The 24740-nt window shown below is 68.0% G+C and carries 28 protein-coding genes; 6 read left to right on the forward strand and 22 right to left on the reverse strand.

Features of this window, described 5'->3' with window-relative positions:
• The first annotated feature begins 4 nt into the window (after positions 1 to 4).
• Positions 5 to 508, forward strand: coding sequence for a phosphatidylglycerophosphatase A (locus O9335_RS00845; RefSeq protein WP_298382109.1), 504 nt, complete (start codon positions 5 to 7; stop codon positions 506 to 508).
• A gap of 4 nt (positions 509 to 512) precedes the next feature.
• Positions 513 to 1010 carry a CinA family protein gene (locus O9335_RS00850; protein ID WP_298382112.1) on the forward strand — a complete coding sequence of 166 codons (498 nt, stop codon included), beginning with the start codon at positions 513 to 515 and terminating at the stop codon, positions 1008 to 1010.
• Positions 1011 to 1023: 13 nt separating this feature from the next.
• Here O9335_RS00850 and O9335_RS00855 read toward each other — a convergent pair whose 3' ends face one another.
• The 9 genes from O9335_RS00855 to O9335_RS00895 are packed head-to-tail and all read right to left on the reverse strand — an operon-like array spanning position 1024 to position 10692.
• On the reverse strand, positions 1024 to 3351 hold the full coding sequence (locus tag O9335_RS00855; protein WP_298382115.1) for an EAL domain-containing protein: 2328 nt from the start codon (positions 3349 to 3351) through the stop codon (positions 1024 to 1026).
• 4 nt (positions 3352 to 3355) lie between these two features.
• On the reverse strand, positions 3356 to 3970 hold the full coding sequence (locus O9335_RS00860) for a methylamine utilization protein (RefSeq protein ID WP_298382118.1): 615 nt from the start codon (positions 3968 to 3970) through the stop codon (positions 3356 to 3358).
• A gap of 42 nt (positions 3971 to 4012) precedes the next feature.
• On the reverse strand, positions 4013 to 5086 hold the full coding sequence (gene holA / locus O9335_RS00865; protein WP_298382121.1) for a DNA polymerase III subunit delta: 1074 nt from the start codon (positions 5084 to 5086) through the stop codon (positions 4013 to 4015).
• Positions 5087 to 5090: 4 nt separating this feature from the next.
• Positions 5091 to 5579: an LPS assembly lipoprotein LptE gene (gene lptE, locus O9335_RS00870; protein ID WP_298382124.1), complete on the reverse strand. Its 489-nt coding sequence runs from the start codon at positions 5577 to 5579 to the stop codon at positions 5091 to 5093.
• On the reverse strand, positions 5579 to 8236 hold the full coding sequence (gene leuS, locus O9335_RS00875; RefSeq protein WP_298382126.1) for a leucine--tRNA ligase: 2658 nt from the start codon (positions 8234 to 8236) through the stop codon (positions 5579 to 5581). Before leuS ends, lptE begins: the two co-directional genes overlap by 1 nt.
• A 44-nt stretch (positions 8237 to 8280) precedes the next feature.
• A complete protein-coding gene (locus O9335_RS00880; protein WP_298382129.1) occupies positions 8281 to 8709 on the reverse strand; it encodes a biopolymer transporter ExbD in 429 nt (142 codons plus the stop codon).
• A complete protein-coding gene (locus O9335_RS00885; protein WP_367185391.1) occupies positions 8706 to 9353 on the reverse strand; it encodes a MotA/TolQ/ExbB proton channel family protein in 648 nt (215 codons plus the stop codon). The genes O9335_RS00880 and O9335_RS00885 overlap by 4 nt, the downstream gene beginning before the upstream one ends.
• A complete protein-coding gene (gene dapB, locus O9335_RS00890; RefSeq protein WP_298382132.1) occupies positions 9350 to 10177 on the reverse strand; it encodes a 4-hydroxy-tetrahydrodipicolinate reductase in 828 nt (275 codons plus the stop codon). Before dapB ends, O9335_RS00885 begins: the two co-directional genes overlap by 4 nt.
• Positions 10174 to 10692 (reverse strand): outer membrane protein assembly factor BamE, encoded by a 519-nt coding sequence (locus O9335_RS00895; protein WP_298382135.1) that lies wholly within the window; start codon positions 10690 to 10692, stop codon positions 10174 to 10176. Before O9335_RS00895 ends, dapB begins: the two co-directional genes overlap by 4 nt.
• An 88-nt stretch (positions 10693 to 10780) precedes the next feature.
• On the opposite strand from O9335_RS00895, the gene fur reads away from it, so the two are divergent.
• On the forward strand, positions 10781 to 11209 hold the full coding sequence (fur, locus tag O9335_RS00900; RefSeq protein WP_298382340.1) for a ferric iron uptake transcriptional regulator: 429 nt from the start codon (positions 10781 to 10783) through the stop codon (positions 11207 to 11209).
• 18 nt (positions 11210 to 11227) lie between these two features.
• On the opposite strand, the gene hprK is transcribed toward fur, so the two are convergent.
• From hprK to raiA, 3 genes are all read right to left on the reverse strand, one after another.
• Positions 11228 to 12184 (reverse strand): HPr(Ser) kinase/phosphatase, encoded by a 957-nt coding sequence (gene hprK / locus O9335_RS00905; protein WP_298382138.1) that lies wholly within the window; start codon positions 12182 to 12184, stop codon positions 11228 to 11230.
• A complete protein-coding gene (locus tag O9335_RS00910; protein WP_298382141.1) occupies positions 12181 to 12651 on the reverse strand; it encodes a PTS sugar transporter subunit IIA in 471 nt (156 codons plus the stop codon). The genes hprK and O9335_RS00910 overlap by 4 nt, the downstream gene beginning before the upstream one ends.
• Before the next feature lie 92 nt (positions 12652 to 12743).
• A complete protein-coding gene (gene raiA, locus O9335_RS00915; protein WP_298382144.1) occupies positions 12744 to 13088 on the reverse strand; it encodes a ribosome-associated translation inhibitor RaiA in 345 nt (114 codons plus the stop codon).
• A 455-nt stretch (positions 13089 to 13543) separates the two neighbouring features.
• Here raiA and corA point away from each other — a divergent pair, with 455 nt between their 5' ends.
• A complete protein-coding gene (corA, locus tag O9335_RS00920; protein WP_298382147.1) occupies positions 13544 to 14515 on the forward strand; it encodes a magnesium/cobalt transporter CorA in 972 nt (323 codons plus the stop codon).
• The gene (locus O9335_RS00925) at positions 14512 to 15207 is read left to right on the forward strand and encodes an HAD-IA family hydrolase (protein ID WP_298382150.1); all 696 of its coding nucleotides are present in this window, start codon (positions 14512 to 14514) and stop codon (positions 15205 to 15207) included. The genes corA and O9335_RS00925 overlap by 4 nt, the downstream gene beginning before the upstream one ends.
• Here O9335_RS00925 and O9335_RS00930 read toward each other — a convergent pair.
• The 9 genes from O9335_RS00930 to O9335_RS00970 are packed head-to-tail and all read right to left on the reverse strand — an operon-like array spanning position 15182 to position 22703.
• Positions 15182 to 15598 carry a nuclear transport factor 2 family protein gene (locus O9335_RS00930; RefSeq protein ID WP_298382153.1) on the reverse strand — a complete coding sequence of 139 codons (417 nt, stop codon included), beginning with the start codon at positions 15596 to 15598 and terminating at the stop codon, positions 15182 to 15184. The genes O9335_RS00925 and O9335_RS00930 overlap by 26 nt on opposite strands.
• Positions 15595 to 16380 carry an SDR family NAD(P)-dependent oxidoreductase gene (locus O9335_RS00935; RefSeq protein WP_298382156.1) on the reverse strand — a complete coding sequence of 262 codons (786 nt, stop codon included), beginning with the start codon at positions 16378 to 16380 and terminating at the stop codon, positions 15595 to 15597. The genes O9335_RS00930 and O9335_RS00935 overlap by 4 nt, the downstream gene beginning before the upstream one ends.
• Before the next feature lie 9 nt (positions 16381 to 16389).
• Positions 16390 to 16911, reverse strand: coding sequence for a DUF3833 domain-containing protein (locus O9335_RS00940; RefSeq protein WP_298382160.1), 522 nt, complete (start codon positions 16909 to 16911; stop codon positions 16390 to 16392).
• Entirely contained in the window at positions 16908 to 18152 is a 1245-nt protein-coding gene (locus tag O9335_RS00945) for an MFS transporter (protein WP_298382163.1), read from the reverse strand. The genes O9335_RS00940 and O9335_RS00945 overlap by 4 nt, the downstream gene beginning before the upstream one ends.
• Positions 18149 to 18646, reverse strand: a complete 498-nt coding sequence (locus O9335_RS00950; RefSeq protein WP_298382166.1) for a hypothetical protein — start codon at positions 18644 to 18646, stop codon at positions 18149 to 18151. Before O9335_RS00950 ends, O9335_RS00945 begins: the two co-directional genes overlap by 4 nt.
• Positions 18647 to 18674: 28 nt before the next feature.
• A complete protein-coding gene (locus tag O9335_RS00955; RefSeq protein ID WP_298382169.1) occupies positions 18675 to 19904 on the reverse strand; it encodes a cyclopropane-fatty-acyl-phospholipid synthase family protein in 1230 nt (409 codons plus the stop codon).
• Complete coding sequence (locus tag O9335_RS00960) at positions 19901 to 20677, reverse strand: DUF1365 domain-containing protein (protein ID WP_298382171.1); 777 nt, start codon at positions 20675 to 20677, stop codon at positions 19901 to 19903. Before O9335_RS00960 ends, O9335_RS00955 begins: the two co-directional genes overlap by 4 nt.
• Positions 20674 to 22050, reverse strand: a complete 1377-nt coding sequence (locus O9335_RS00965; RefSeq protein WP_298382173.1) for an NAD(P)/FAD-dependent oxidoreductase — start codon at positions 22048 to 22050, stop codon at positions 20674 to 20676. Before O9335_RS00965 ends, O9335_RS00960 begins: the two co-directional genes overlap by 4 nt.
• 38 nt (positions 22051 to 22088) lie before the next feature.
• A complete protein-coding gene (locus tag O9335_RS00970; RefSeq protein WP_298382174.1) occupies positions 22089 to 22703 on the reverse strand; it encodes a glutathione peroxidase in 615 nt (204 codons plus the stop codon).
• 135 nt (positions 22704 to 22838) lie between these two features.
• On the opposite strand from O9335_RS00970, the gene O9335_RS00975 reads away from it, so the two are divergent.
• Positions 22839 to 23777, forward strand: coding sequence for a MerR family transcriptional regulator (locus tag O9335_RS00975; RefSeq protein ID WP_298382175.1), 939 nt, complete (start codon positions 22839 to 22841; stop codon positions 23775 to 23777).
• A gap of 74 nt (positions 23778 to 23851) precedes the next feature.
• On the opposite strand, the gene O9335_RS00980 is transcribed toward O9335_RS00975, so the two are convergent.
• Complete coding sequence (locus O9335_RS00980) at positions 23852 to 24733, reverse strand: hypothetical protein (protein ID WP_298382177.1); 882 nt, start codon at positions 24731 to 24733, stop codon at positions 23852 to 23854.
• Positions 24734 to 24740: the final 7 nt, after the last annotated feature.

The raw sequence follows: 24740 nt of genomic DNA on the forward strand, positions 1-24740 counted from the left end.
CTTCATGACCCGCCACCCCGCGCGCTGGATCGCGCTGGGGTTTGGCGCCGGCCTCGCCCCCACAGCCCCGGGCACGGTGGGCACGCTGTGGGCCTGGGCGGCGTTTTTGGCGTTGGAGCGCTTCTTGGGGCCGCAGCCTTGGGGCTGGATCGTGCTGATCGGCACCCTCGTCGGCGCCTGGGCTTGCACCCGCTGCGCGCAGCACCTGGACGTGGCCGATCCCGGCAGCATCGTGTGGGACGAGGTGCTGGCCTTCTGGCTCGTGCTGTGGGTGGCGCAACCCGCGATGCTTTGGCAGCAAACGCTGCTGTTCGCGCTGTTCCGCTTCTTTGACGCGGCCAAGCCGGGCCCCGTGGGCTGGGCCGACCGCTTGTTCAAGGCCGAGCGCGGCGCCCCCATCGGCTGGGCCCAGGGCTGGGGCATCCTCGTGGACGACTTCGTGGCCGCCGGCTGTACCCTGTTCGCCTGGGCCCTTGGCGTGGCCCTGTATTCCGCCTTGGGGAGATGAAGCCATGTTCAGCGACGACACCGACCTGATCCAACGCATCGCCGTGGCCTTGATTCGGCGCAAGGAGTGCATGGGCGTGGCCGAGAGTTGCACCGGCGGCCTGATCGGTGCGGCCTGCACCTCGCTGTCGGGCTCGAGCCAATGGTTCGAGCGCGGCGTGATCAGCTACAGCGACCAGGCCAAGACCGAACTGCTGGGAGTGCCGCCCGCGCTCATCGGCCTGCACGGCTCCGTCAGCGAGGCCGTGGCCGGCCACATGGCGCGGGGCCTGATGGCTCACGCCCCGCTGGACTGGGCGTTGGCCGTGACGGGCATCGCCGGCCCAACGGGAGGCAGCGAGGTCAAACCCGTCGGAACGGTGTGGCTGGCCATCGGCCACAACGGCCGCCTGCACCGAGTTTGGCGCGAGCGGTTCGAGGGCGACCGCCATGCGGTGCGCCTCGCCACCGTTCGCACGGGTTTGGCCGCCCTGGCCGAAGCACTGGAAGACGGCGACGCCTGAGCGGCCCCGCCGCTCAGCGAGCGGCCAGCCAACCGAGCAAGTGCTCGGCCGGCATGGGCTTGGCGATGAAGTAGCCTTGGGCCTCGTCGCAGCCCCAGGCGCGAAGGTCGTCGAGCGCGGATGGGGCTTCGATGCCTTCGGCCACCACCTTTTGCTCCAGGTTGTGCGCCAAGTCGATGATGGAGCGCACGATTTGCCGATCCCCCGGCTTGTCCGGATCGGTCATGCCGAAGACGAAGCTCTGGTCGATCTTCAACTCGTGCACGCGCAACTGCGACAGGTAAGCGAAGGAGGAGTAGCCGGTTCCAAAGTCGTCGATGGACAGCCAGAACCCCTGCGCCCGCAGCTCCTTCACGGTGGCCAGGGCGCGGCTGGGATCGTCCATGATGGCGCTTTCGGTGATTTCCAGGCCCAGCAGGCTGGCATCGGCGCCGGCCTCGGCCATCCAGCCTTGGATCTTGCCAGGCAAGTCGGCGTCCATGAGGTCGCGGGTGGACAGGTTGACACTGATCCGCAGGGTCTGGCCCTGCGCCCGGGCGGCCACGGCGAAGCGCAGCGCCGCCTGCAGCACCCACCGCGTGAGCTCGCGGATGAAGCCGGTTTGCTCGGCGAAAGGAATGAACAGGCCTGGGGGCACCAGGCCGCGCACGGGGTGTTGCCAGCGCACGAGCGCCTCGGCACCGCGCACCTGCTGGCTGACCAAGTGCAGCTTGGGCTGCAGGTACAAGCGCAACTCGCCGTGTTGCAGCGCCTGGCGCAATTCGGAGAGCAGGCCCAAGGTGGCTTGACTGCGGCCATCCAGGCTGTCGTCGTACACCTGCACGCCCACACCGTAGCGCTTGGCCGCCTGCATGGCTTGCTCGGCACGGGACAAGAGGCCCTCGGGGTCGCGGGCATGGGACAGGGCCAGCGCGATGCCGATGCCCGCCCCCAAGTCCACGGTCTGCTCCTTGAGCGTGACCGGCTGCGCGAAGGCGGCCAGCACGCGCTGGGCCAGCGCGCGGGCTTGGACCTCGTCGCCCCCAGGCAGGGCGATGGCGAACTCGTCGGCGCCGATGCGCGCCAGCCATGCATCGCCCCCCACGCACCCCAGCAGGCGTTGGGCCACCAACGCCAGCAACATGTCCCCGGTATCGCGGCCCAGCACTTCATTGACGCGCTTGAACCGGTCCAGGTTGAGCATCAGCAAGGCCATGGGCTTCAAAGGATGCAGACGCTGGACGAACTGGGCGCGGTTGGGCAGGCCCGTGAGCGGGTCCCAAAACGCGAGACGCTGCACCTGACGCTCGCGCTCGCCGATGTCCTCGCGCATGCGCTCGAAGGCCTGGGCCAGTTCCACCACCTCGCCCAGGCTCGAAGGCGTGGCCACCGGGGTGTCGTAATCGCCCCCGCCCAGGCGCTCGGCCGAGCGCACCAAGGCGCCAATGGGCCGACTGACACGCCGCGCGGTGACGATGGCACCCACGGCAAACGCCAAGACCCCCAGGGCGTTGAGCACGAGCAGCAGCCACTGCAATTGACGGAAGGGGGCCACGGCCGTGCTGTACGACACCCACAGCAGGGCGCGAACCTGTTCGCCGTCGGGCTGCCTCGGCTCCGGTAGCAGGGCCATCCAGCGGGCACGCTGCATGCCATCGGCGCTTTCCAAGGTGGTCGAACCCGATCGATCGTCTGCCACGTTTTGCGCGGCCGGCAGCATCGCCAGGTGTTGCTCCTCCACCGCCAAGCTCACGCCAGCGCCCTGAGGCCCATGCACCTGCAGCACACCATCCACATCGGTCAGGCGCTTCAACTGCTCCAGCAAACCGCTGTCCAAGCGAAACACCATGACCACGCGACCGATCGGCGTCGGGGCGAGCACCGGCACGTCGACGATCTGCACCGCCCGACCGCCAAGCACCGCCAGCTGCAGGCCGTCATCGCGAGGGGACGGCAACGGGGCCTCCGCCATCCCACTGGCCACCACCCGACGCCCCGTCGGGTCGAGGTAGGCCACCCCATCCGCGCCGATGCGGCGGCCGTGGTTGTCCAGTGCGTCGCGCAAGGTTTCCAAATCCTCTGCGGCGACCAAGCCCGTGGCCAAAGTGGCCCGGAAGCCGTAGTCCTGCGCCAGCAACTGCACAGCGGCCGTCTTGCGCGCGGCTTGCTGCTGCAACAAGGTGCGCAACACGCCCGCTGCGGTCCCCAGCTCTCGATCGACGCTGCGTTCGGTCTGGTTGACCAATGCCCGTTGCACGATGCCGAAGGTGGCGATCTGCACCAGCAGCAAGAGGCCCACGAACAAGACCACGATCCGGCCTTGCAGCCGGGTCAGGTCCAAGAAGCGCCAGCCGCGTGCCATGCGATCAGAGCGGAAGCGCCCATTCCAAGCGACCACCTTCGGCCGGCGCTGGACGGGCCAACAGCGTCAGCTCCGGCAGGCGTGAGTGCCAAGCGCGCAGCGTTTGTCCCCCAGCGTCGAACACGGCCCGACCCTGCTCGTCGGTGATGGCGAAGCGCGCGGTGTCCACGACGACGATGAAGGCGCTCATCTGGTCGTGGATGTTGCAGCCCAGAGCCAGAACGCCGCTTTTGTCAAACCGCACCGGGGGCGCCGCTTTGCCCAGGTAGAGCTGCAACTCAAAGGGCTTGACGGGCGAAAAGGAGTAGACGTGGTGTCGCACCTTGTCGTGGTTGGGGAATTGCACCTCGGTGCCGGTTTGCACCACCAGCAGCCGCGGCTCGAACTGACGGTTGCGCTGCCCCATCTCGGCCGTGGCACCCGCGCGCGCCGAGCGCGGCTCGCCTGCACGCTCCAAGGCGACGACGGCGCCAGCCACAGGCAGGCCCTGGCGGTCGCGAACGATCACCTCCAGCGGTGCCGCCACTGCCGCCGCGGCCCAGCAGCTCCACCCCAGCGCCACCCCCAAGAGCCGGGCCGGAAGCAGCCGTGTCCAGTGCTCGGGATGGATCGTGCGCATCGTGGTGCTCCTGGGCGTGGGGTCGACGCAGAGCACGATAGCTCAGGCGTGCAACTGCAGCCTGACGGCCTTGGCAGGACGCAGGGCGTCGTGGATGGCCAGCAGCCATTGCCGCAAGGCGGCCCATGGCTCTTCGGGCCAGCCTTCGGCACGCAGGCCCTTGCACAGGCCATCGACCAAGCTGGCGCTTTGCACCAGCGCATCGAGTGCCCGCGGCGTCAGGCGCGGCAGGGCGCGCTCCAGCACCCCCACGCGCTGGCCCCACACGCGGGCTTCGCGCCACGCCATGGGCAGGGGCTGCCCCGCAGCTTGGGCATGGGCGGCGCGGCGCAGCGCGCGCACGTCGTCGGCCAGCAACCAGTGCACCCGCACGGCGGCCTCGCCCTCCGCCTGCAAAGCGTCCACCAATCGCAAGGTGCGGGCGAGGTCGCCAGCCCACAAGGCCTCGCTGAGCTGCGCCGCCTCGAAGCGAGAGACATCGGTCACCGCTTGGTCGACGGTGGCCAAGTCCAGCTCGCCGCCCGGGCGAAGCAGCGCGAGCTTCTCCAGTTCCTGCTGCGCGGCCAGCAAATTGCCCTCGACGCGTTCCACCAAGAGCAATAGCGCCTGTTGGCCCTCGTCGCCCTCGGGCAGGAGCAAGCCCAAGGACTTGGTGCGGCGCGCCAGCCAGGCAGGCAAAGCACGACGTTCGATGGGGTCGGCTCGCAAACTGACACCGGCCGCCTCCAGCGCCTGGAACCAAGCGCTGTCGATTTGGGCTTTGTCCAAGCGCGGCAAGGTGACGATGAGCAGCAACTCGGGGCCCAGGTGCTCGCACAGGCGCTGCAACGCTTCGCTGCCATCCTTGCCCGGCTTGCCGCCAGGGATGCGCAACTCCACGATCTGCGCCTCGGCAAACAAGGACTGCGCGCTGGCCTGGGCGATGACGGCGCTCCAGTCGAAATGCCCGCCCACAACGTTGAACACGCGCCGCTCGCTGAAGCCCAGGGCGCGCGCGGCGGCGCGGATGGCATCGACCGCCTCCTGGGCGAGCAAGGCCTCGTCGCCGTGCACCGTGTAGGCGCCGCGCAGGCCCTGACTCAAGTGGGCGTCGAGCGTTTCCAGCTTGAGTTGCATCGCGTCAAGTGGGCCGCACGGCCGCCAAGCGACGCATGATCAGCGCCACCGCATCCTGCACCATGGACTGCCGCAGCAACGTCTCCTCGCGCTCCTTGCCCAGGGCCTGAGTTTCGGTCGTGGTGAGGTCCCGCGTCAGTCGCAAGGCGGTGCTCGGCAGCAGCAACTCATCGCCCGGCGTGACCACGCGGAAGTCGAGCGTGAGCTGCAACTGCCATTCGCGCACCTGGCCGGCGGCGGTGCTGGCCACCGCGACCTTGGCGTGCTCCTCACGCTGCACCTCCAGCACCACCTGCGCTTGGGGACGGGCCACCATGCGCACCGGCAGGCGCTCCAGGGCACGCACCAGGCCCTCGTGCACGGGGGAACGCGAGGCAAAACCGCTGAGCGCGAGCCGCTCAAACTCGAAGCGCGGCGCCCCTCGCAGCGCAAAGCCGCAGCCACCCAGACTCAGCAGCGCTGCAGGGGCGATGAGCCAAGCGCGACGACGCATCAAAGCACCACGTTGACCAGGCGGCCCGGCACGACGACCACTTTCTTCGGGGCCGCGCCTTGGGCGAACTTTTGGAACTCGGGCGACGCCAAGGCCGCCGCCTCGATGGCGGCCTTGTCGGCCCCGGCGGGCACCTTGATGCTGCCGCGCAGCTTGCCGCCCACCTGCAACATCAGTTCGATCTCGTCTTGCACCAAGGCGGCTTCGTCCACCTGTGGCCAGGGCGCGTCGAGCAAGTCGCCCAAGGCGCTGGCAAAGCCCAAGTCTTCCCACAGGCCGTGGGTCAGGTGCGGGCAGGCGGGGTAAAGCACGCGCAGCAGCACCGAGGCGCCTTCGCGCAGGGCCGCCGTGTCGGCCGGGCTCGCCGGCTTGAACGCGTCCAGCGCGTTGAGCAGTTTCATCGCGCCCGACACCACGGTGTTGAACTGCAGACGCTCGTAGTCGCTGCTGACCTGGCGCAGCACCAGGTGCACCTCGCGGCGCAGGGCCTTCGCCTCGGCGGAGAGCTGGCTGAAATCCTGACCGGCGCCGCGCAGCAGGTCGCCCAGCTTGGTGGCGAAGTTCCACACGCGCTTCAGGAAGCGATGGGCGCCTTCCACGCCGGCGTCGTTCCATTCCAGTGTTTGCTCGGGCGGGCTGGCGAACATGACGAACAGACGGGCCGTGTCGGCGCCGTACTGGTCGATCAAGGCCTGCGGGTCCACGCCGTTGTTCTTCGACTTCGACATGGTCGTCATCTCGTACTCGAGCGGCGTGCCATCGGCCTTGAGCCTGCCGCCCACGATCTGCCCCGCCTCGTTGGTGACGACGTCGAGCTCGTGGTCCCAGTAGTAGTTCTTGCCACCGCCCTCGGGCTTGTGGAAGAACGCGCCCTTGAGCACCATGCCTTGGGTGAGCAGCTTGGTGAAGGGCTCGCTGATGCTCACCAACTTCAGGTCGCGCATCACCTTGGTCCAGAAGCGGGCGTAGAGCAGGTGCAGGATGGCGTGCTCAATGCCGCCGATGTATTGTTCCATGGGCGCCCAATACTGGGTGCCGCCAGCCACCATCGCCTCGGTGTTCTTCGGGTCGCAGTAGCGCAGGAAGTACCACGACGAGTCCACGAAGGTGTCCATCGTGTCGGTCTCGCGCCGCGCCGGCTTGCCGCACTGGGGGCAGGCCACGTTCAAGAACGCGGCCGACTTGTTCAGCGGGTTGCCGCTGCCGTCGGGGATGCAGTCCTCGGGCAGCACCACGGGCAGGTCCTTCTCGGGCACCGGCACCACGCCGCAGTCGTCGCAATGGATGATGGGGATCGGGGTGCCCCAGTAGCGCTGGCGGCTGATGCCCCAATCGCGCAGACGCCAGGTGGTCTTCTTCTCGCCCAGGCCCTGGGCGGCCACCAACTCGGCCACTTTGTCCACGGCCTCCTTGTGGCTCAGGCCGTCCAAGGCGCCGGAGTTCACGCAGCGACCGCGCTGCTTGTCGCCGTACCACTCGGCCCAGGCGTCCAGGCTGAAGCTCTCGCCCTCCACCGCCACCACCTGTTGGATGGCGATGCCGTACTTCTTGGCGAACGCGAAGTCGCGCTCGTCGTGTGCCGGCACGCCCATCACAGCGCCATCGCCGTAGCTCATCAGCACGTAGTTGCCGACCCAAACCTCCACCTGCGCGCCAGTGATCGGGTGCGTGACGAAGAGACCGGTGCGCTGGCCCTTCTTTTCTTGCGTGGCCAATTCGGCCTCGGTGGTGCCGCCAGCCTTGCACTCTTCGATGAAAGCGGCCAGGCTGGGGTTGCTGGCGGCGGCGTGCGCGGCCAGCGGGTGCTCGGGGGCCACGGCGCAGAAGGTGACGCCCATGACGGTGTCGGCGCGCGTGGTGAAGACGTAGAGCTTGCCGTCCTGGATCAACTGGCCATCGGCACCGCGGATCTCGTGCGGGAACGCGAAGCGCACGCCCTGGCTCTTGCCGATCCAGTTCTCCTGCATCAAGCGCACGCGCTCGGGCCAGCCGCTCAGGTAGTTCGGGTCTTCGGGGTTGGCCACGGCCGAGAGCAACTCCTCGGCGTACTGGGTGATCTTCAGGTAGTAGCCGGGGATCTCGCGCTTTTCCACCAGCGCGCCCGAGCGCCAGCCACGACCGTCGATGACCTGTTCGTTGGCCAGCACGGTTTGGTCCACCGGGTCCCAGTTCACCACCTGCGTGCGGCGCTCGGCAATGCCGGCCTCCAGCATCTTCAGGAACAGCCACTGGTTCCACTTGTAGTACGCCGGGTCGCAGGTGGCGACCTCACGGCTCCAGTCGATGGCCAGACCCATGGCCTGCATCTGGCCCTTCATGTGGGCGATGTTCGAGTAGGTCCAGGCGGCGGGCGGCACCTTGCCCTTCATGGCCGCGTTCTCGGCCGGCAGGCCGAAGGCGTCCCAGCCCATGGGCATCAGGACGTTGAAGCCCTTCATGCGCAGCTGGCGGGCCAGCATGTCGTTGATCGTGTAGTTGCGCACGTGGCCCATGTGCAGTTTCCCGCTGGGGTAGGGCAGCATGGAACAGGCGTAGTACTTGGGCTTGCTGGCGTCCTCGGTGACGCGGTAGGCGTCGCGGGCGTTCCAGTGGGCTTGCGCGCGCGCTTGCAGGGCGCGGGGGTCGAATTCGGGGGTGGGGCTGGCGGGGGCGGTCATAGGGGCCGGATTCTCGCCCAGCCCCTCGGGTCCAAGCGTGGCCCTCAGGGCGACGAAGCCCCGACCGGCGCCGTGACGAAGGCCACGCGGCTCAGGCCAGCGGCTTGCAGGGCGTCGATCCAGCTGGCCACTTGCCCATAGGGCACTGCGCGGTCGATGGCCAACTGCACTTCCGCCTGAGGCTGGGCCTGGCCCAGCGCCTTCAAGCGCGCTTTGAGGGCGGCTTCGTCGGTGGGTTCGTCGTTCCAGAACAGGCGCCCCTGCGCATCGATCGCCATGCGCTGCGCCACGTCGCCTTCGGCCACCGGCGCTTGCGTGCTGGCAGGCAGGTCCAAACGCAGGGCTGCGCCCATCAAGGGAGCCGCCACCAAGAAGATCACCAACAGCACCAGCATCACGTCGACGAGCGGCGTCATGTTGATCTCGCTCATCGGCGGGGCCGGCTCGCGCCGGGCGAGGCGGCCGAAGCTCATGCGCGCGCCAGGGCCCAGGCCCGAAGGTCGTGGGCCAGCCCTTCGAGCGCGGCCTCGCACGCCGCCACGCGCTTGCCCAGCACGTTGTAGGCCAACACCGCAGGGATGGCCACGATCAGGCCAGCCGCCGTCATCAGCAGGGCCTCACCCACTGGCCCCGCGATGCGGTCGATGGTCAGGGCCCCGGCACCCGACAAGCCGACCAGGGCCTGCTGAATGCCCCACACAGTGCCCAGCAAACCGACGAAGGGCGCGGTGGCCCCGATGCTGGCCAAGACCACCTGCCCCGCCTGCAGCCGAGCGACCGCTTGCTGCAGCGCGCCGCGCAGCGCGCGGGTCAAGCGTGCTTCAGCCGGGCCTTGCTGGGCCAGTGAGCCCGCGGGCTCGTGGGCTTGGCTGGCGTCCAGCAGCGGCAACAAGAGCCCATCCGGGTCCAAGGCCTGGACCTGGGCGCGGCCCGTGGCCCAATCGGGCGCGGCCCAAAACACCGGCAAGGCCTCCACCAACCCGCGCTGCGCCCGACGCAGCAGCCAAGCCTTCCAGCCGATCAGACCCCAACTGACGATGGACATGCCCAGCAACAGCAGAGCCACTGCGCGACCGACCCCATCGGCCGCCTGCCAAAAACCACCTGCGTCCATCATGCCGAGGCCTGCAAGGCTGCGGCAACGTCCGCCATCCGGTAGAGCCGAGGCGCACGGCTCGGTTGGGCCAGGAAACGGGCGGCGGCCAACGCACCCTGGGCGTAGTGCACCCGGCTGCTGGACTTGTGACTGATCTCGATGCGCTCGCCCTCGCCACAGAACATCGCGGTGTGATCGCCAATGATGTCGCCGCCGCGCACCACCGCAAACCCAATGCGCCCGGCTTCGCGCGGGCCGGTGTGCCCTTCGCGGGCGAAGGTGGCCACCTCGGCCAAGCGCTGGCCCTGGGCCTGCGCGATGACCTCGCCCATCTGCAAGGCCGTGCCGCTCGGGGCGTCGACCTTGTGGCGATGGTGGGCCTCGACGATCTCCACGTCGTAGGCCGCCCCCAACTGCCGCGCGGCCTGGGCCAGCAGGTTCATCATCACGCTCACCCCCAAGCTCATGTTGGGCGCCCACAGCATGGGCACGGTCTGTGCTGCCTCGTCGATGCGCGCCATCTCGTCGGGCGTGAAGCCCGTGGTGCCGATGACCAAGGCGCAGGCTTGCGCCTGGCAAAGCGGCAAATGCGCCAAGGTGCCGCTCACGCGGGTGAAGTCGATCAGCACCTGGGCGCCGGCCAGCGCGGGCGCCGCATCTTCGGCAATGGCCACGCCGCAGGGGCGCCCCAAGAAGGCGGCCGCGTCTTGCCCGATGGCGGCGCTGCCGGCGGGCTCCAGGGCTGCCGTCAGCTGCATGTCTGGCACAGCCAACACTTGCTCGATGAGCATGCGGCCCATGCGACCGGTGGCGCCCGCCACCGCGATGCGCAGCCGCCCGCTCACTCGCGTTCCAGGGGCGGGTAGCTGCGGGTGGGGCCCATGGCTTCCGTGGCCGAGGGCTCCGCGCGCACGGGCTTGGGCAGCGCGGCACGCTCGGCCTGGCTCAGCGCCAACTTGGGCGCCTCGCGCTTGGGCTGGAAGGTGTTGATCGAGGCCACGAATTCGTTCTCGGTCGGCAGGTTGTCGGGCACCTCGAATCGCTCGAGCACGTCGCCCTTGAAGTGCGCCACCAACTTGCGCAGTTGCGGTTCGGTGCCTTGCCGCCGGATGGTGAAGAGGTAGTCCCAGCGGTCGGCGTGGAAGGGGTCGGTCAGCAGCGGCGAACCCAGCACCCCCCGCACCTGATCGCGCGTCATGCCGGGCTTGACCAAGGCGGCTTGCTCCTTGGTGACGACGTTGCCTTGCACGATCTCCACGCGGTAGAGCGGCACGACGTAGGCGAAGCGGTCGTTGTGACCCACCCAACTGGAACAACCCACCAGCAGCACGCTGGCGGCAAGAGCGACGAATGACTTCATGGGGTGATCGGGCGCGCGCCGTCGGCGCTCGCTGGCTATGATAGTTCGATTCTAGGTGGCTGCCCATGCCGGCTTCCTGACGGCAGCGATGAACCAAAGCGACGAAATCAAGAACAGCGGGCTCAAGGCAACGCTTCCGCGCATCCGGGTGCTGGAGGTGTTCCAGCGCGCGACGCGGCGACACCTGACGGCCGAAGACGTCTACAAGGCACTGTTGGCCGAAGACGCCGACATCGGCCTGGCCACGGTCTACCGGGTGCTGACGCAGTTCGAACAGGCGGGCCTGCTGACGCGCAACCACTTCGAAGTGGGCAAGGCGGTGTTCGAACTCAACGAGGGCCGGCACCACGACCATTTGGTGTGCCTGAGCTGCGGCAAGGTCGAAGAGTTTTACGACGAGGCCATCGAAACACGCCAACATGACATCGCCAAAGAGCGGGGGTTCGAGTTGCAAGAGCACTCGCTGGCGCTGTACGCCGTCTGCACCCGCACCGACTGCCCTCACCGGCGCAAGTGACGCCGCCGGCGCAGGGGCTCAGTCGGGCTGTCCCTGCTCCATGGCCCGCTGGTGGCGGGCCACGAACTCCTGGTAGGTGTCGATGCCGCGCAACTGCAAGATGGTGTTGCGCACCGCCGCCTCCACCAGCACGGCGAGGTTGCGCCCGGCATCGACGGCGATGATGACCTTGCGCGTGGGCACACCCAGGACGTCCTCGTACAGGGGCTCGTAGGGCAAGCGCTCGAACTCGCGCTCCAAGGTTTCGCGGCGCACCAGGTGAACGATGAGCTTGAGCCGCATCTTGCGGCGCACCGCCGTCTCGCCAAAGATGGCCTTGATGTCCAGCAGGCCGATGCCGCGAACCTCGAGCAGATTGGCCAGCAACTCGGGACAGCGCCCAACCACGGTGTCTTGGGCGATGCGGAAGAAATCGACCGCGTCGTCGGCCACCAAACCATGACCACGAGAGATGAGCTCCAGCCCCAATTCGCTTTTGCCAAGGCCAGACTCACCGGTGAGCAACACGCCAAGACCCAGGATGTCCATGAACACCCCATGTCGGGTGCTGCGGTTGGCGCAAAGTTGGGCCAAATGGGCCCGCACCACGTCGATCACGTGCCCCGCCGAATCGGCGGTGGTGAACAGCGGGATGTCGGCGCGGTCGCACATGGCCACCAGCTTGGGCGGCGCGACGCAGCGGTCGGCCACGATGATGACCGGCGGCTCCAGCGTGACGATGCGCGAAACACGACGCTCCAACACCTCGTCGCTGGCCTGGGTGAGGTAGGCCACCTCGCGCACGCCCACGATCTGGACGCGGTAGGGGTGGATGTAGTTCAGGTAACCGACCAGGTCGGCGGCGGATTGCGCATCCCGCAGCGCAGCGTCGTCGAAGCGGCGTTCGGGGTGGGCGTGGCCCGCAATCCATTCCCAGCGCAGGGCCTCGCGGTGTTCCTCGAACAAACGGTCGGCACTGATCGAGACTGCCTTCATGCCGCCGAACGGGCTGGCTGCCAGGCGCTGATCAGTTGATGCACCGTGGCGGCATCGGGCTCGGTTTTCAGGCGCTCGCGCAACTCGCGGTCGCTGAGCATTTCGGCGATCTCGCCCAAGATTTCCAGGTGCCGCTGGGTCGCGGCTTCAGGGACGAGCAGAAGGATGAGCAGGCTCACGGCCTCGTCGTCGGGCGCGTCGAACCCGATGGGCTGTTGGACGCGCATCACCGCAGCCAAGGGCGATTTCAAACCCTTGATGCGCCCGTGCGGGATGGCCACCCCATAGCCCAACCCGGTCGACCCCAAGCGCTCGCGCGCGAACAGGTTGTCGGTGACCACCGCCCTGGACAGGCCGTGCAGGTTCTCGAAGAACAGGCCCGCCTGCTCGAACAGCCGCTTCTTGCTGGTGGCGTCCACGTTCAGCTGCACATTGGCAGCGGGGAGCACGGCGGCGAGTCGGTTCATGGGCGGGGCGTCGAGAACGATTGGAAATTATAGGAAGCGGCGCACAAAAAAGCGGCCCCAAGGGCCGCTGCGGGGGGAATGCACCGCGTCGGTCAGGATGCAGCGCCCACGTCCAGGCGCTTGGCCGCCTGGTGATGGTGGTCCTGCAGCATCTCCTTGTGCCGACACACTTGCCGATCCAGCTTGTCCATCAGCTGGTCGATCGCGGCGTACAGGTCTTCGTGGGCCTGCTCGACAAAGATGTCCTTGCCCTTGACCCGAACGGTGACTTCGGCTCGCTGCCGACGCTCCTTTTCCTTTTGCTTTTCCACGGTGAGGAGCACGTTGATGTCCACCACTTGGTCAAAGTGACGGGTCACTCGGTCGAGCTTGGTCACCACGTATTCGCGCAGTGCCGGCGTCACGTCGAGATGATGGCCGCTGATCGTCAGGTTCATAGAGCCTCCTTTCCAAGGCTGGGGCAACAGACGCCGTTGCCGAACCTCCAAGGGTCCGGTGATGGCGCCAAGGGAGCGCTGGAGCCGGGCTGCCGCTCGGCCACGCGCCCTCCGTGGAAGCGGGGGGCGGTGGCAGGCCCGGTCAAAAGGCGGGCCGAGGGAAACGGGTCTCGGGGCAGCAAAGGAACTCCAAACGCACCCTGAGTGTGCCCACGGAGCGGGGCGCGGGCAAGCCACTTTTGCAGGGCTCCAGTAGGCATTTGTTCACGTTGTGAGCCCGGTCAAGGCAAGGCCATAATGACCCGTTTTCTGCATCGACAGGAGCCATCTTGGACAGCGACCACCCTCGGTGACCGCTTCCTTCGGCGTCTAGGAATTCCTGAGGCCCAAGGAGCGGATCCCCACCCCACCCAGCCTTTGGAACCGCCCCACCGGGGCCCGCTTGCACGCCGACGATGCTCAACATCTTCTCGATCGACAACGGCCGTTTGGCCGGCTTGGCCCCCGAGGCCTTTGATGCGCCCGATGCCGGGCAACTGCGCCCGATCTGGGTGGACCTGGAAGACCCGTCGCCCGACGACAAGGCTTGGGTGCTGAAGCACTTCGGGCTGTCGATCCCGGAGGACGCGGTGGACGATGACTTGGAAGAGTCGGCCCGCTTCTACGAAGAAGACGACGGGCAACTGCACATCCGATCCGACTTCTTGCGCCTGGACGAAGAGGGGGCCTCTCGCAACGTGCGCGTGGCCTTCATCTTGCACCGCAGGGTGCTGTTCAGCGTGCGCAAAGAAGAGCTGCCCGTGTTCCGCCTGCTGCGCATGCGGGCTCGGCGCACGCCCGCCTTGATCGACGACGCGAAGGACGTGCTGCTCAAGCTGTACGACGCCGACGCCGAATACAGCGCCGATGCGCTGGAAGGCATTTACGACGCCCTGAACGCCATCAGCGCCCGCGTGCTGAAAGAACAGGTGACCGACGAAGAAGCCGGCGAGGTGCTGACCGCCATCGCCCGCGAAGAAGACTTGAACGGCCGCATCCGTCGCAACGTGATGGACACGCGCCGCGCGCTGAGTTTCATGATGCGCAGCCGCATGCTCACGGCCGAGCAGTTCGAGGACTCGCGCCAGATCTTGCGCGACATCGACTCCCTGGACAGCCACACCGCGTTCTTGTTCGACAAGATCAACTTCTTGATGGACGCGACGGTCGGTTTCATCAACATCAACCAGAACAAGATCATCAAAATCTTCTCCGTGGCGTCGGTGGCCTTGCTGCCGCCCACGCTGATCGCCAGCGTGTACGGCATGAACTTCGACTTCATGCCGGAGTTGAAGTGGACGTACGGCTACCCGTTCGCCATCGGCCTGATGGTGGTGTCGGTGGCCGCCCCGTTCATTTACTTCAAGCGCAAGGGCTGGTTGCGGTGAAGGTTCGCGCCTTCACGCTGGACCTGGACGACACCCTGTGGCCGATCTGGCCCGTGATCGAGCGGGCCGAGGTGGAGCTGCACGGCTGGCTGCAGCGCCACGCCCCGCGCACGGCGGCGATGTTCGACGTGCCCGGCCTGCGCCAGCTGCGCGACGCAGTGACCGCGGAGTTCCCCGAACAAGCCCACGACTTCTCGTGGCTGCGCCAGCGCGCCATCGAGCAGGCACTCGCGGCAGCGGGCGATGCGCCCGCGCTGGCGTTGCCGGCCTTCCAGCATTTCTTCCACTGGCGCCAACAGGTGGTGTTGTTCGACGATGCGGCCGCTGCCCTGTCGGCGCTGAGCGCGCGCGGGCCGATCCTGGCCCTGACCAACGGCAACGCCGACCTGCACGCCGTGGGGCTGGACCGGTTCTTCGTCGGCATCCTCAGCGCGCGAGCCTTTGGGCGCGGCAAACCGCACACCGACTTCTTTCACGCGGGCTGCAGCCAGTTGGGCGTTCCGCCTGCCGAAGTGCTGCACATCGGCGACGACTGGCGGCTGGACATCGAAGGCGCGCACCACGCGGGCCAGCCCAGCGCCTGGGTGCACCGGGGGCACACCGCCGCCAGGCCGGCGGACACGCCGATCCGCCCGTGGTTCGAGGGCGCGACGCTGGCCGCGTTGGTCAGTGCGCTCGAAGCCGCTTCTTGAGCAGCCGCAGCACCGAGCCCAGCACGGGCAGCTTTTCCCAAAGTTCTTCGGCGGCGTCCCAGTAGTCGCGGTGGTATTGCACCTTGCCATCGGGGGCGAAGCGCACATGGCTGCTGCCGTGGATGAGCATGGGGCGGCCTCGCGCGACGAAGTGGAAGTCCCACGTCAAGAAACCCTGATCGCCTTGCTCGAAAGCGTCGCGCACGACGAAACGCGGCGCCTCCACGCTCTCGAACATGTGGGCAAAGATGCGCTGCACGGCCGCCAGGCCGCGCACCTCGTTGAACGGGTCGCGGAAGAAGGCTTGGTCGGCGTACAGCTCGCCCATGCGCGCCACGTCGCCGGGCTGCAGGGCTTCGAAGTAGGCGCGCACGGCCTGAACGCGACTCACAGCCCCGTACCCTTGCGCACCAGGGCAAAGTAGGCCCGCGCCGGCATCCAGCGCAAGGCCTTGACGAGGCGCGTGAAGCGCTTGGGGAAATGGATTTCAAAGTCGCCTGCGGCGTAGCCGTCGAGCATGGCCTGCGCGGCCTGCTCGGGGGTTTGCAGCGCCGGCATGGTGAAGTCGTTTTGCGCCGTGAGCGGGGTGGCCACGAAGCCCGGGTTGACCACGCTAACGGCCAGGCCCTTGGGCTGCAGGTCGAGGTAGAGCACTTCGGCCAAGTTGATGAGGGCCGCCTTGGACGGCCCATAGGCCAAGGCCTTGGGCAAGCCACGGTAACCGGCCACGCTGCTGACAAGGCTGAGGTGCCCGCCGCGCCCTTGCTCGCACTGCGCCAGCAATTGCGGCAGCACGGCATCCAGCAAATTCAAAGCGCCCAGGTAGTTGACGCGCAGCTGGTCGGTGGCGTTGGTCAAGTCGAAGGCTTCGGCCCGCATGGGGCTGTAGGTGCCGGCGCAGAACAGCACGAAGTCCAGCCCGCCTTGGCGCGCCACCAGGGCACGGGCTGCGGCGCGCAAGCTGGCGGGGTCGCCCACATCGACCGGCAAGGCCAGGCTGCCCGGGTGCTCGTCGACGAAGGCTTGCAGCTTGTCGGCGCTGCGCGCGCTGACGGCCACGCGTGCGCCAGCGGCATGCAGGGCGTGGGCCAGCGCGGCGCCGATGCCGGTGCTGGCGCCGAGCAGCCACACGGTCTTGCCGCGCCAGTCGGTGATCTTCGGGTTCAAAGGCATGGGGAGGGTTCAGGGTTTGGTGAACGACAAAGTGACCTCGCCCAAGCGGACGCCGAACTTGCTCATCGTGGCCTTGTTGAGCATGACGCGCTCGTCCACCAGCCACATCCAGTCGTCGAACTGCACGTCGTAGGTGGTGTCGTCCACCTTCAGGCGCAGGGTGTAGGCCCAGCGCAGGGCATTGCCCGCAGCCTGACCTTGGGCCTCGCCGATGACGTCGTCGGCCCGGCCGGTGTAGCGCCCCTGGCCGTGGTGGGTGATGCGCCACACGCGACGCTCCTGGGCGCCGTCGCTGTAGACGAAGTCCTCCTCCAGCACCCCCTCGTCGCCCTTCCAGGTGCCCAGCAGCTTGACCACGAAGCGGCGCTTGACGGCGCCGCTGCGGTCGGTGAAGACGCCGTGCGCCGTCATGGGGCCGTTGAAGTACTGGCGGAGATCCAGCACCGGCTTTTCGGCGGCGTACTGCTCGACCGAGGGGCTGGCGCAGGCGGCCAGCAAAGGCAGGCCCAACAGGGCCCATCGGCGGTTCATGGGTGTGTCTCCAGCGAGGAGCGGCCCTGACCGGCCGCGAAAAACGTCCACAACAGGGCCATGGCCCCGACTTTGAGCACGCAAGGCAGCCAGGCGTACACCTGGGCCAGCGCCTGCAAGGAGCCCTCGTCGCGGGCGCCTTCTTGGTAGCCCAGGGCCTGCAGCAGCGGCAGGGCCAAGCCGGCGGCCAAGGCCAGGTTGAGCTTGCTCATGCCGTTCCACCAGCCGAAAAAAGCGCCTTCGGCACGGCCGGCTAAGCCGGCGTTCTGCACGACCCGCGCCAGCATGGCGGCGGGGATGGCCAAGTCGGCCCCCACCGCCACGCCGCTGGCCAAACAAACGAGCAGGAAGGGCATCACATCGCCCGCGCCCAGGGACCCCGCCCAAACGAAGCTGATCACCGCCAGGCCCATGCCCAAGAGCCACGAGCGCGCCTGACCCCAACGGGCCACGGCGCGCAGCCACAGCGGCATGGAAACGGCCGCGGCCGCGAAGTAGGCGACCAAGAACATCGCCTCCTTCTCGGGGGCTTGCAGCACGTCGCGCACGTAGAACAGGAGCACGGTGGCCGGGATGGCGGCCGCGATGCCGTTGACGGCGTACACCGCCAGCAGCTTGCGAAACGCGGGCGTGCGCCAGGCCAAGGCCCAGCGCGTGGACTGGCGGGGCGGGGCCGGCGGCGCGGCCAAGCTCCACAGCAGCGCCAGCCCCAAGGCCAGGGTGATGGCCAATGCCAGGGTGGTGATGGGCCACCCCGCTTGGCTCATGAGCACGCTGGCCAGCAACACCCCCAGCAGAGCAGACCCTTCGCGCCAAGCCACGATGCGGGTTTGGGCCGTGGCATTGCCCCCGAGCCGTGCGCCCCAGGCTTGGTGGCTGATGGCCAGCACGCTGTAGGCGGTGTAGCCGAGCACCAGCATGGCACCGGCCCAAGCCAGGAGGGCGGGACCGCGAACGGCGGCCGGCGGGAAGAACAGCCCTGCAAACGCCAGCAGCATGACGACACCGGCCACGCCAAGCACGGGCACCAGCCAGGACCGGCGGGACAGCCAGGCGTCGGCCGCCCGCCCGATGAAGGGGTCCAACGCGGCATCCACCAATCGGGCGAACAGCAAGAGCGCGCCCAACTGCGCCAGGGGCACGGCAAAGGCCTGGGCGTAATAGGCCGGCAGGCTCACATAAAGCGGCAGCGCCACGAAGGCCAGGGGCAGCCCCAAGGCGCCGTAGCGCCAGCCGCTCATCCCCGCTCTCCCAACAACTGCTCACGCAGGGCCAGCTCGGAGGTTTGCGGGCTGAGCCAGATGCCGAAGAACCAGCGGCTGCCCTCGGCGTCCAGTTGGGCGGGCCGAGGCTGTCCGTTGAACCAGAAGCGGGCGGGCTCGCCAGGGGCGTAGCGACCCACAAGACGGTCGTTTTCGGCCACGTCCGGGAAGGCGGCGGTCATGGCTGCCAACCAGGCCTTGGCCTTGGGCTCCGCGATCTCCCCCTGGCGCCGCATTTCCTTGAGCGAACGCTCGGCAATGAGCGGGCCCTTGAGGCTGCGCGCGTAGGTCAGCTCCAGGGCCAGCGTGTGCCGGGTCCAGTCGGGACCGATGGGCTCGGGCGACCAGAGCTTGATGTCGTACACACGCAGGCCCAAGAAGCGCAAGCGCCCCTGGCCGCGCGCCTGCATGCCCGCCAACTCGGCCGGGACGGCGGTGGCGCCCTGGGCCCAGGCGAGCCCTGGCACGGCCATCAGCGCGGCAGCCGCGCCGATCCAAGCCCTACGGCTTGCGCAAGGTGAATTGCATGACATCGGTGTTCCCCGTGGCAAAGGCGGCCTCGCAGTAGGCCAAATAAAACTCCCACATGCGGACGAAGCGCTCGTCAAAGCCTTGTTCCCGCACCTGCGGCTCGTGGCGCAAAAAGGCCTCACGCCAGCGCTTGAGCGTTTCGGCGTAATCGGCGCCGAACGAGAAAGCACGCTCGACCACCAGGCCCGCCCGCTCGGCGGCTTGCCGGAAAGCGCTGGGGCTGGGCAGCAAGCCACCCGGGAAGATGTACTGCTGGATGAAGTCGGTGGAGCGGCGGTAGCGCGCCCACAGCTCGTCGCGGATGGTGATGGTCTGGATGCAGGCGCGCCCCCCCGACTTGAGCTGGCGGGCCACCGTCTCGAAATAGGCGGGCCAGTAGGCCTCGCCCACGGCTTCGAACATCTCGATGGAGACCAGGCCGTCGTACGGCTGCGCGGCTTGGTGGTCGCGGTAGTCCTGCAGGCGCAGATCGGCCTGTTCGTGCAGGCCGGCCGCATGCAAGCGCCCTTGGGCGTAGGCCAGTTGCTCGTCGCTCAAGGTCAGGCCGGTGGCGCGCACCCCGAGGTCGCGGGTGGCCATCTCAGCGATGGCGCCCCAGCCGCAGCCGATTTCGAGCAGACGCTGGCCGGGTTGCAGGCCCAGCTCGTCGAGCGCGCGGCGCATCTTGGCGTTTTGGGCCTCCGTGAGCGACATGTCGCGCCCTTGCGAGAACCAGGCGCTGCTGTAGTTCATGCTGGGGTCCAGCCACAGCGTGTAGAACGGGTTGCCCAGGTCGTAGTGGGCGACGATGTTCTTGCGGCTGCCGCTGCGCGTGTTGCGGTTGAGCCAGTGTTTGACGCGGTAAGCCAGCGCCCCCCACCAGGTGCCGTATATGACGGATTCGAGCTCCTGGCGGTTGCGCAGGAACAAGGTCAGCAAGGTGGCCAGATCGGGGCTGCTCCAGTGGCCCTGGATGTAGCTCTCGGCGAAGCCAATGTCGCCCTTCTTGAGCGTGGCCTCGGCCAAGGCCCAGTCTTTGATGCGGATGGCGGCACGCTCGCCCTCGGCCACGCCCACGTGGGCGGTGCTGCCATCGGGCAGTTGCAGGTCCAGGCTGCCATGGCGCAGGCGGTGCAGCAGCGCAAAGACGGCGCGCACGGCATGCGGCGCGTCGGCCGGAGCCTCCAAGGCGGGGCGCAGGGTGTCGGAGGTGGTGCTCATGGGGTGGACCGTGTGACAGATTGGAGGGGAGGCTCGGGCTTGCTGAACCAGGGCACGCGCTTGAGCCACAGACCCAAGGCTTGCCAATGGATGCGGGCCACGACCATCAGGCTGTGCAAAGGCTGGGCCCAGGCGACGCGGCGCAAGGCCGCGGCCGTCAAGGGTTCCAGCGTGCCGGAAAGGGAGGTTTCGATCAAAGGCCGCCCGGCGTCGTCGTCGAGATCCACGCGGGCCAGCAGGCGGGGCTGCTCGCCCCAGCGGTGAAAGAACCGGAAGCGATAACGCCCGGCCACTTCGGCAAAAGGCGAGACGTGGAACACCTTGCGGGCCTGCAAGGTGGCACCGGTGCGCAAGCCCGGCCCTTGCAGCAAGTAAGCGTGTCGCTCGCCGAAGGTGTTGTGCACCTCGGCCACCACGGCGGCGGTGCTGCCGTCGGCGCGTTCGCAAAACCAAAAGCTGACGGGCTTGAAGGCATGACCCAGCACCCTGGGAAAGCACTGCAACCAGACCTCGCCATCGGCGTCGCGCACACCCTCGCGGGCGAGCAGCGCTTCCAGCCAAGCCAGGGCATCGGGGCCGCCGTCGCCGTGGTCGGCGTCGTGGAACGACATCCAGCCCCAGCGATTGCGGGGCAAGGCGGGATGGGGCTGCGCCCGCAAGGTGCGCATGGGCAGCATCAGGAAGCAGCTGGCGTAGGCAAAGCCATGGCGGCGCGGCGCCAGGCGCTGGTGGCGCACCGGGCCGCGGCCCAACCAGGCGGTCGCCAGGCTCATGAGCGAACCGCCTCCAACTCGGCCAGCACGGCACGCGCGGCGGTCAGGCCCGACAACAGCCCGTCTTCGTGGAAGCCGTAGCGCGTCCAAGCGCCGGCAAACCACACCCGGCCTTCGCCTTGCAAGGTGTTCAAGCGCGCCTGCGCACGCACCGCCGCTTCGTCGAACACCGGGTGCGCGTAGCGGAATTCCTGCAGCACCTGGGTCGGCTCGCGCAACGGGTTCATGCTGACGACGACGGGCCGGCGCCACGGCAAGGGCTGCAGGTGGTTGATGAGGTAGTGCAGGCACACGGGGCGGTGGTCCTGCTGAGGCTGCGCAGCTTGGGCCTCGTAGTTCCAAGCGGCCCAAGCACGACGGCGGCGAGGGAGCACGCGCTCGTCGGTGTGCAACACGGCGCGGTTGGGTTGGTAGCGCAACGCACCCAAGAGGCGGCGCTCGGCGTCGCTCGGGGTGTCCAGCAAAGCCAGGGCTTGGTCGCTGTGCGTGGCCATCACCAGGGCATCGAAGTGCTCCTGGCCTTGGTCGGTCCGCACCCACACGCCGTCGGGCTGGCGCAGCACGCCGCGCACGGGGCTGGCGCTGCGCACGTCGTTCAAGCTGGCGCGCAGACGCTCCACGTAGTGCCGCGACCCCCCGGCCACCGTGTACCACTGGGGTCGGTCGGCCACCTGCAAGAGGCCGTGGTTGTGGCAGAAGCGAATGAGCGTGCCGATGGGAAAACGCAGCATCTGCTCCGTGGGGCAGGACCAGATGCAGGCCACCATCGGCAACAGATAACCGTCGCGGAAGGCGTCGCCAAAGCGCTCGCGGCGCAAAAAGGCGTCGGTGGGCTCGGCCAAGGCGGCGTCATCGCCCCGCTCCGCCAACTCGGTGCATCGCTTGTTGAAGCGAAGCAGGTCGGCCAGCATGCTCCAAAAGCCCGGTCGCACCAGATTGCGACGCTGGGCAAACACCGTGTTCAGGCTGCTGCCACTCCACTCCAGGCCCGTGGCCAGGTTTTGCACCGAAAAGCTCATGTCGCTTTTCGCGGTGGTCACGCCTAAGTGGGCGAACAGGTCGATCAGCAGCGGATAGGTGCGCTCGTTGAACACGAGAAAGCCCGTGTCCACGCCGTGCGTCACACCGTCCAGGGTCACGTCGACCGTGTTGGCATGGCCGCCAAGGCGCGGCTCGGCCTCGAACAGCGTGACCTGCGCCGAGGTGGACAGGGCATGCGCCGCGCCCAGGCCGCTGATGCCCGCCCCCACCACGGCGACGCGCGGCCCCCGACCCGACGGCGCCGGGCGAGCGCGCCGCTCGTGCAGCCAGGGCAGCAAATCCCGCGCATGGGCGGCAGGCCCGCGGTCGGGCGCGGCGGTCTCGCGGCGCATGGCGGGCGCGAGCATCGGGGAGGCGCTGCCCAGGGCGCTCAAGGCCGGGCCCCCAGCGCCTTCTCCAAGGCCGACACCAGGGCCTTGCTGTCCGGCGCGGTCATGCTGCCGTAAGCCTCGATGACCTTGCCGTCGCGGCCCACCAAGTATTTGTGGAAGTTCCAACGCGGCGCGCTGTTGCTTTCGCGGATGAGTTGCTCGAACAACGGGTTCATCCCGGCCTTGCCGGGTTTGACCACCGACTTGGCGAACATCGGGAAGCTGACGTTGAAGGTGTTCTCGCAGAAATCGGCGATCTCCTGGTTGCTCTTGGGCTCCTGCTCGCCGAAATCATTCGACGGGAACCCCAACACCGAAAAGCCTCGTGGCCCGTACTTGGCTTGCAGGGCCTCGAGCCCCTTGTACTGCGGGGTGAAGCCGCAGTAACTGGCGGTGTTGACCACCAACAGCACCTGACCCGCATACTGGCACAGATTCTGGGGCGCTTCGTCTTGCAAGCGCAGTTGGGTGCGCTGCAGCAAGCTGGGGCAGTTGGGAGCGGCGCTGGTCGCCGCCGGGCTGCCGGGCGCTTGTGCTCGGGCCTCGCCGGCCCCCACGCACCACGCCAGCACCAAGCTGGCGAACACCGACGCTTGGACAGAAAAGCGATTCATGGGGTTTTGTCCTGGTCAAAGTTGGGTTGATGCGCTAAATTACAGCACATTGTCCATTCGAGCACAACTCTGTCCAAGACATTCGCCGAACAGGTCGAGGCCCCTCCGACTGCCAGCCCCACGCTGGACGTGGGCTTGGGCATTGCTGCCGTGGAACGCGACACGGGGCTCTCCAAGGACCTGCTGCGCGTCTGGGAACGCCGGTACGGCTTCCCCTGCCCCGAACGGGACGGCTTGGGTGAACGCGTGTACTCGGCGGAGCAAGTACAGCGGCTGCGTCTGATCAAGCGCCTGCTGGACGCAGGCGCCCGTCCCAGCCACGTGGTGGCCCTGCCCACCTCCGCGCTGCAGCAGCGGCTGCAAACCCTGGAACAGCGACCCGCACCGGCCACCAGCCGCAGCGAAGGGCGACTGAGCCACGAAGACCTGGACGCCCTGCTGAAGCCCTTGCTCAGCCACCAGCTGTATGCGCTGCAAGAGGCCCTGCAAGCCCAGCTGCTCAAACGCGGCTTGGGGCCCTACGTCATCGAGGTGTTGGCCCCACTGATCGCCCACGTCGGCCACCTGTGGAGCCAGGGCCGGGTGCAGATCTTTGAGGAGCACCTGTTCACCGAAGTCGTCCAACAACAGCTGCACCGCGCCATGGCGATGCTGCCGCCCAACGAGCGCATGGGCCCGCCCAGGGTGTTGCTCGGCACGGTGCCCGGCGAAGAGCACGGCCTGGGCCTGCTCATGGTCCAGGCGCTGCTGGCCCTGTCGGGTTGCCAATGCATTTCGCTGGGCTTGCAAACGCCCATCGACCAAATCGCCACCGCCAGCCACAGCCAGCGCGCCGACGTGCTGGCCCTGAGCTTTTCGGCCTACGCCTCGGCCGCCCTGGTGGATGAATCCCTGACCCACCTGCTCGCCAGCCTGCCGTCCGATGCGCAGCTGTGGGTGGGCGGCTCGGCCGCCGCCCTGCGCCGGCATGCGCAACGCGATGAGCGCTTGCGGGTCATCGCCTCGCTGGACCAAGTGGCCGAAGCCGTGAGCCAATGGCGCGGCCGCGCCCAAGAAGCGCCGACCCGCCCCTGAGGCTGCCGCCGGGGTTCAGGCCCCGCAACGAAAAGCCCGGCAGTGCCGGGCTTTTCGTTGTGCGCGTGAGTCGCTCAGCCGTTGCTGCGGCGCTTGACGATCAGCAGATAGATCGCCACCGCGCTCAACAGCAGGCCCAGCGCAAACTGCGGGGAGGCCAGGTCTTTGGCGGACTCGGTGAGGAACTCAACCGGCAGCATGGGCTGGAAGCTGTCGCCGTCCACCTTGCCACCCGGGACGTTCAGGGTGGCAAAGACCCGCACAGAGCCGTCCACCACCGCGCCACCCAAGCTCAGCCAGGTCATCATGAAGGCACGGAACGCCGCGGCCGAGGCCGGCAGGTTGGCCAACAAGACGCCCACCACGATCAGCAGCGGCAGCGCCAAACGCTTGACCCAGGCCGACGCAGCCATGATGACGAAGACCAGCGGCGCCATCCACAGGGCGGTCAGCACCAGGCCCACCACGCCCAAGCCCGCCTGCAGACCCACGCGGCCGAACAACAAGCCCCAATCCACGTTGCCGAGCGCGGCCAGACCCTGCCACTTCACCAGCAGCAGCGGCAGCAGCATAAAACCCAGGGCCAGGCCCAGGGCCAGTGCGCCCAGCGGGAAGAGCAGGCCGTGCATCAAGTACTGCGCACCAACGTGCTCGCCATGCGTGCTGGGCAGGGACAGCCAGAATTCGATGGAACGGTCCTGCACATCTCGCCGCGCCAGGCCGCTGGCGGTGAACAAGGTCGTCAGCCAGGCGAAGGTCACCGCCAACAGGGCCGTCACGCAAACGGCCGCCGTGCCCACAAGCGTCACAGGCAAATCTTTGGGCAAGCTCACTTGCCCAAAGGGCGTGATGAGGAGCACGAGCGTTGGCAAACTGCCCACGGCAATCAGCCAGGTCCAGCGGTTTTGCAACCACTCGCGCAGCATCAGGGTCTTGAATCGCGTTGCGTTGAACATGGTCCTT

The organism is Inhella sp., assembly GCF_027532025.1.
Lineage (GTDB): Bacteria > Pseudomonadota > Gammaproteobacteria > Burkholderiales > Burkholderiaceae_C > Inhella.